The sequence below is a fragment of the Rhodobaculum claviforme genome, assembly GCF_016653255.1.
Classification (GTDB): domain Bacteria; phylum Pseudomonadota; class Alphaproteobacteria; order Rhodobacterales; family Rhodobacteraceae; genus Rhodobaculum; species Rhodobaculum claviforme.
Genome location: NZ_NHSD01000291.1, coordinates 1 through 6,509, shown reverse-complemented (window position 1 = coordinate 6,509; position 6,509 = coordinate 1). Strand labels below are relative to the sequence as shown.

8 protein-coding genes are annotated in these 6,509 nt (G+C 71.0%); 7 read left to right on the top strand and 1 reads right to left on the bottom strand.

Annotation, left to right across the window (positions count from 1 at the left end):
* Positions 1 to 190 precede the first annotated feature (190 nt).
* From CCR87_RS12680 to ureG, 7 genes are all read left to right on the top strand, one after another.
* Positions 191 to 1,006: a cyclase family protein gene (locus CCR87_RS12680; RefSeq protein WP_201157896.1), complete on the top strand. Its 816-nt coding sequence runs from the start codon at positions 191 to 193 to the stop codon at positions 1,004 to 1,006.
* A 16-nt stretch (positions 1,007 to 1,022) separates the two neighbouring features.
* Positions 1,023 to 1,328 carry an urease subunit beta gene (locus tag CCR87_RS12675; RefSeq protein ID WP_201157895.1) on the top strand — a complete coding sequence of 102 codons (306 nt, stop codon included), beginning with the start codon at positions 1,023 to 1,025 and terminating at the stop codon, positions 1,326 to 1,328.
* Between the two features lie 32 nt (positions 1,329 to 1,360).
* A complete protein-coding gene (locus CCR87_RS12670) occupies positions 1,361 to 2,212 on the top strand; it encodes a hypothetical protein (RefSeq protein ID WP_201157894.1) in 852 nt (283 codons plus the stop codon).
* 28 nt (positions 2,213 to 2,240) lie between these two features.
* The gene (ureC, locus tag CCR87_RS12665; RefSeq protein WP_201157893.1) at positions 2,241 to 4,001 is read left to right on the top strand and encodes an urease subunit alpha; all 1,761 of its coding nucleotides are present in this window, start codon (positions 2,241 to 2,243) and stop codon (positions 3,999 to 4,001) included.
* Between the two features lie 70 nt (positions 4,002 to 4,071).
* Positions 4,072 to 4,620: an urease accessory protein UreE gene (gene ureE / locus CCR87_RS12660; RefSeq protein WP_201157892.1), complete on the top strand. Its 549-nt coding sequence runs from the start codon at positions 4,072 to 4,074 to the stop codon at positions 4,618 to 4,620.
* Entirely contained in the window at positions 4,617 to 5,246 is a 630-nt protein-coding gene (locus CCR87_RS12655; protein ID WP_201157891.1) for an urease accessory protein UreF, read from the top strand. The genes ureE and CCR87_RS12655 overlap by 4 nt, the downstream gene beginning before the upstream one ends.
* Positions 5,243 to 5,878, top strand: a complete 636-nt coding sequence (gene ureG, locus CCR87_RS12650; protein WP_201157890.1) for an urease accessory protein UreG — start codon at positions 5,243 to 5,245, stop codon at positions 5,876 to 5,878. The genes CCR87_RS12655 and ureG overlap by 4 nt, the downstream gene beginning before the upstream one ends.
* Before the next feature lie 101 nt (positions 5,879 to 5,979).
* On the opposite strand, the gene infC is transcribed toward ureG, so the two are convergent.
* A partial coding sequence (gene infC, locus CCR87_RS12645) for a translation initiation factor IF-3 (protein ID WP_201157889.1) occupies positions 5,980 to 6,509 on the bottom strand: 530 nt, incomplete at its 5' end.

Here is a 6,509-nt window from a genome sequence, read left to right as displayed (position 1 = left end):
ATTCGGGCTGTCGACGATCGGGCTGATCGGGCTGGGCCTCGTGCTCGGTCGCGGGATGGCGCGGGTCGGCTGGCCGGTGGCGGGGCGCACGCTGGGCGGGCTGGCGGTGCTGGCGGGGCTTGGCATGGCGGTTGCCTGACGCCCGCACACCGGCAACAGTGGTGCCACAGGAAACCGGAGGACGAGACCCATGTGCCATGTCTGTGTGACTGAGGCCGTCAAGGCCAGGATGCTGTCGCGGCGCGACCTCTTTCGCGCTTCGGCGGCGGGGGCGGTGGTTGCGGGCGGCACGATGCTGGGCGCGGCCCCGGCCGCGCTGGCGCAGGGGGCCGCGCGGGTGGTCGACCTGACGCACACCCATTCGCCCGACTTTCCGACCTTTGGCGGGGCGCCGGGGCTGAGCTTCGATCAGCAGTTCGCGTTCGACGCCGATGGCTACAACCTCAATGTGCTGACCCTTGACGAGCATACCGGCACCCACATCGATGCGCCGCTGCACTTCTCGGCGGACGGGCTGTCGGTGGACGAACTGCCGCTGTCGCAGCTGGTGGTGCCGCTGTGCGTGATCGACATCCGCGCGCGTGCCGCCGCGGACCGTGACGCGCAGGTGACGCCCGACGATCTGGCGGCGTGGATCGCGGCGCACGGGCCGATCCCCGACAACGCCTGCGTGGCGATGAACTCGGGCTGGGCGGCGCGGGTGGGCGATGCGTCGTTTCGGGGCGATGCGGAGGGGCTGCATTTTCCCGGCTTCCACATCGAGGCGACGCGGATGCTGCTGGAGGAGACGCGCGCGGCGGTGATCGCGGTGGACACGCTGTCGCTCGATCATGGGCCGTCGCCGGACTTTGCCACGCATTACGCCTGGCTGCCTGCGGGGCGCTATGGGATCGAGTGCATCGCGGGTCTGGACGATGTGCCCGCGGCGGGTGCGACGCTGGTGGTGGGGGCACCCAAGTTCCGCGGCGGCACCGGCGGCCCCGCGCGCGTTCTGGCGCTGGTATGAGCGAGAGGACCCCCCGATGATCCCCGGACAGATCCTGACCGCCGAGGGCGACATCGAGCTGAACGCGGGCCGCGAGACGCGGACCCTGCGGGTGGCCAACACCGGCGACCGACCTGTCCAGGTCGGCTCGCACTATCACTTCGCCGAGGCCAACGCCGGGCTGTCGTTCGACCGTGCGGCGGCACGGGGCATGCGCCTCGATATCGCCGCCGGGACCGCCGTGCGATTCGAGCCGGGCCAGAGCCGGGATGTGCAACTTGTCGCCTATGGCGGCGATCGGCGCATCCATGGCTTCAATCGGGCGGTGATGGGCCCCATCTGAGGGGGAATGTATCTGTCAGGGGAGGATGCGCGATGATCCGTATGACAACACCGGTGGTGATGTGGAGCGAGGCCATGGGCTTCTGGCTCAAGGTCGGACAGACCAACGCCGAGATGACGCTGCGGATGTGTCAGATCCTCGGCATGCCGCCGCTTGCGATGATGGATCGCAACCTCGCGGCACTGTGCAGGGCCGCGGCGCGACCCGCCGACGCGCCCGATCCGGCGCCGTCCGCGCCGAAGACCGGGTCAAGGCCCGCGCCGGCGGTCGCGCTTGCCCCGGAACCGGTCGCGCAGGCGCGGCGGGGGGCGACTGCGGACGCCCGGCCCGAGCCGAAGGCCTGGGAGGCGGTGACGCCCGAGCCAGGCCCTGCACCACGGCCGCAGCCGACGCCCGGGCCCGGGGTCGCAGCCGACGCATCGCCGGACCCCAAGCCGAAAGCCGCCGCGCGGCCGGCCTCCGAGGTGGACGCGAAGCGGGCGAAAAAGCCCCAACCCGCGCCGCACGCAAAGACAAGGTCCCGGCCGAAGCCCGAGGCGAAACCCGAACCGAAGGCGCAGGCGAAGCCTGTGCCGAAGGCGGAGGTGAGCCCGGGACCCTCGTCGGAACCGAAGTCCACGCCCGCGGTGGAAGCGAAGCCCGGGCCCTCGCCGGAACCGAAGTCCGCGTCCGCGACGTCGGCAAAGCCCGCGCCCGCGGCGGAGGCAAAGCCCGCGCCCGTGGCGGAAGCGAAGCCTGCGCCCTCGCCGGAACCGAAGTCCGCGCCCGTGGCGGAGGCAAAGGCCGACCCGAAGCCCGCAACCCAGGCCGCACCGCAGCCCGGCTCAAAGGCGGCGGACCGGCCCGCAACCCCCACCGGCGTGGCCAAGTCGACGCCCGTCTGACCCCTCTCCCCAATCCAGGGATCCGCCCATGCCCAGCCGCATCTCCCGCGCCGCCTATGCCGACATGTATGGCCCGACCACCGGCGACAGGGTGCGGCTGGCCGACACCGACCTCATCATCGAGGTGGAGCGGGACCTGACCGCGCTGGCCGTGGGCGCGGCGCTGAACGGCGGCAGCGGTGCCAACGCGGCCGTGTACGGCGAGGAGGTCAAGTTCGGCGGCGGCAAGGTGATCCGCGACGGCATGGGCCAGTCCCAGGCCACGCGCGAACAGGGCGCGGTGGACACCGTCATCACCAACGCGCTGATCCTGGACCACACCGGCATCTACAAGGCCGATGTGGGCCTGCGCGACGGGCGCATCCACTCGATCGGCAAGGCCGGCAATCCCGACACCCAGCCGGGCGTGAGCATCGTCATCGGCCCCGGCACCGAGGTGATCGCAGGCGAGGGGCGGATCCTGACCGCCGGTGGCATCGACGTGCACATCCACTTCATCTGCCCGCAGCAGATCGACGACGCGCTGCACTCGGGCCTGACCACGATCACCGGGGGCGGCACCGGACCCGCGCACGGCACGCTGGCGACCACCTGCACGCCGGGGCCGTGGCATCTGGGGCGGATGATGCAGGCCGCCGACGCGCTGCCGATCAACCTGGCGTTCGCGGGCAAGGGCAACGCCAGCCTGCCCGCGGCGCTGGTGGAACAGGTCAACGCCGGCGCGTTCGCGCTGAAGCTGCATGAGGACTGGGGCACCACGCCGGGCGCCATCGACTGCTGCCTGTCGGTGGCCGATGACATGGACGTGCAGGTGATGATCCACACCGACACCCTCAACGAATCGGGGTTCGTGGAGAATACGCTCGCGGCCATCGGCGGGCGCACGATCCACGCCTTCCACACCGAAGGGGCGGGGGGCGGGCACGCGCCCGACATCATCAAGGTGTGTTCGGCGCCGAACGTGATCCCGTCGTCCACCAACCCGACGATGCCCTACACCGCCAACACGATCGAGGAACACCTCGACATGCTGATGGTGTGCCACCACCTCGACAAGGCGATCCCCGAGGACGTGGCGTTTGCCGAATCCCGCATCCGGCGCGAGACGATCGCGGCCGAGGACATCCTGCACGACATGGGCGCGTTCTCGATCATGGCGTCCGACAGCCAGGCGATGGGCCGCGTGGGCGAGGTCATCATCCGCACCTGGCAGACGGCGCATAAGATGAAGCAGCAGCGCGGCCGCCTGGCGGAGGAACAGGGCGACAACGACAATTTCCGCGTGCGCCGCTACATCGCGAAATACACCATCAACCCCGCCATCGCTCACGGGCTGTCGCGCCACATCGGCAGCGTGGAGGAGGGCAAGCGCGCCGACCTGTGCCTGTGGTCGCCCGCCTTCTTCGGCGTGAAGCCCGAGATGGTGCTGATCGGCGGCACCATCGTGTGTGCGCAGATGGGCGACCCCAACGCCTCGATCCCGACGCCGCAGCCGGTCTATTCCCGGCCGATGTTCGGCGCGCTGGGCCGCTCGGTGGAACGCTCGGCGGTGATCTTCGCCTCGGCCGCCGGGGTGGCGGCGGGCATCGGCGACCGGCTGGGGCTGGCCAAGGAGGTGATTGCCGCCCAGGGGTGCCGCGGCATCGGCAAGGCCGACATGGTCCTCAACGCCGCCATGCCGCGGATCGAGGTCGATCCCGAACGCTACGAGGTGCGCGCCGATGGTGAGCTGCTGACCTGTGAGCCCGCGACCGAACTGCCGATGGCGCAACGGTATTTCCTGTTCTGATCCGCGCGCCTTGCCCTCCGGGCCGGTGTCGTCATGATGGCCCCGCCCGTCCCGAGCAGAGAGAGTGCACATGTCCCAAAGCCCCGTGATTGCCGCCGATGTACGGCGCGCCGGCGACTGGTCCGGCCGTCCCGCCGATCAGGTCACGCTGGACTATGAGGCGCGATTCCTGCGCCGCAAGCGTCTGACAGCCGACGGCGGGACGGTGTTCGTCGTCGACCTGCCCGAGACCGTCAGCCTGGAGGACGGCGACGCGCTGGTGCTCGCGGGTGGCGCCATGGTCGAGGTGAAGGCCGCCGCCGAGCCGCTGGTGGCCGTCACCGGTCCCGCGCTGACGCGGCTGGCATGGCACATCGGCAACCGCCACACCCCGTGCGAGATCGCGCCGGATCGGCTGGTGATTCGCCATGACCATGTGCTGGAGGAGATGCTGCGCGGCCTCGGCGCGACGCTGGAGGCGTTTGACGGCCCGTTCCGCCCCGAAGGTGGCGCCTATGGCCACGGCCGCACGATGGGGCATTCCCACGGCCACTCCCACGGGCACGACGAGGGCGACGGCAAGGCGCAGCGGGCGTATCTGGATGCCTCGGACCTCAGCGGGGGCGATGGCGGCGAATGACGCTGGCGGCGCGCCTGACGCTGGCGCAATGGCTCTCGCCGGCGTTTCCGGTGGGGGGATTCGCCTATTCCCAGGGGTTGGAGTGGGCCATCGCGCGGGACGAGGTCGGCACCGCTGACGCGCTGGCGGCGTGGATGGCCGACACGCTGCGCCACGGGGCCGGGCGCAACGACACGATCCTGCTGTGCCTTGCGGTGCGCGCGGGGCTGCCCGATCCGGACCTCGACGATCTGGCGCGCGCGCTGGCCCCCTCGCGCGAGCGGCTGGAGGAGACCGAGGCGCAGGGCGCGGCCTTTGCCGCCGCCGCCGTCGGGCTGGGTCTTGCGCCCGCGCCCTATCCGGTGGTGGTGGGGCGCGCGGCGCGCGGCCTCGATCTGCCGCTGGCCGAGGTCGCGGCGCTGTGGCTGCAGGCGCAGGTCACGAACCTGGTGCAGATTGCCGTGCGGCTGGTGCCCCTGGGCCAAAGCTGCGGGCAGCGCGTTCTGGCGGCGCTGCACGCCCCCATCCTGGACCTTGCGGCCGAGGCCGCCACCGCCGGGCCCGACGCGCTGGGGGGCGCTGCCTTCCGCGCCGATCTGGGCAGCATGCAGCACGAAACCATGGAGGTGCGCCTGTGCAGGACATGACCGCAACATCCGCCCCGCGGCGCCGCAGCGCCAACGGTCCGCTGAAGGTGGGCATCGGCGGCCCCGTCGGCGCGGGCAAGACCACCCTGACCGAGGCGCTGTGCAAGGCCATGCGGGCGCGCTGGTCGCTCGCGGTCATCACCAACGACATCTACACCGCCGAGGATGCGGAGTTCCTGCTGCGCGCCCAGGCGCTTCCGGCCGAGCGCATCCGCGGTGTGGAAACCGGCGGCTGCCCGCACACCGCGATCCGCGAGGATGCCTCGATCAACCTTGCCGCCGTGGCGGATCTGCGCGCCCGCCTGCCCGATCTGGATGTGGTGCTGATCGAAAGCGGGGGCGACAACCTTGCGGCGACCTTCAGCCCCGAACTCGCGGATGTGACGATCTATGTCATCGACACCGCCGCCGGTCAGGACATCCCGCGCAAGCGCGGCCCGGGGCTGACACGTTCGGACCTGCTGGTGGTCAACAAGACCGACCTGGCGCCGCATGTGGGAGTCGATCCGGTTCGGCTGGAGGCCGACGCCCGCGCGGCCCGCGGTCCGCGCCCGGTGGTCATGGCCAGCCTGCGCGCGGGTGTGGGCGTGGCCGACATCGTGGCGTTCATCGAGGAGGCGGGCGGGCTGTGATGCGCGCTCGCGCCGCCCCCGGACCGATCCCGGGACTGCCCCCCGAAATGCAAGGCGCCGCCCGGATGGGGCGGCGCATCGGTGGACCGGAGCAGTGAGGATCAGCGCGGGCCGATCATCATCACCATCTGGCGGCCTTCCATCTTGGGCATGTTCTCGATCTTGCCCAGCTCGGCCACGTCGGCGGCCACCCGGTTGAGCAGCTCGAGCCCCAGCTGCTGGTGCGCCATCTCGCGGCCGCGGAACCGCAGGGTCACCTTGACCTTGTCGCCCCCCTCCAGGAACTTGATGACGCTGCGCATCTTGACGTCGTAGTCATGGGTGTCGGTGCCGGGGCGGAACTTGATTTCCTTGACCTCGATGACCTTCTGCTTCTTGCGGGCTTCGGCCTCGCGCTTCTGCTGGTCATACTTGAACTTGCCGAAGTCCATGATCTTGCACACCGGCGGAGCGGCGTTCGGCGAGATCTCGACCAGGTCGAGGCCGGCTTCCTCGGCGAGGGCCATGCCACGGGCCGGGGTCACGCCCCCGATGTTCTCGCCCTCCGCTCCGATCAGGCGGATTTCCGGTGCGCGAATCTTCTCGTTGACGCGCGGGCCGGTGTCGCGGGGGGGCGGCGCGTTGTGGGGGC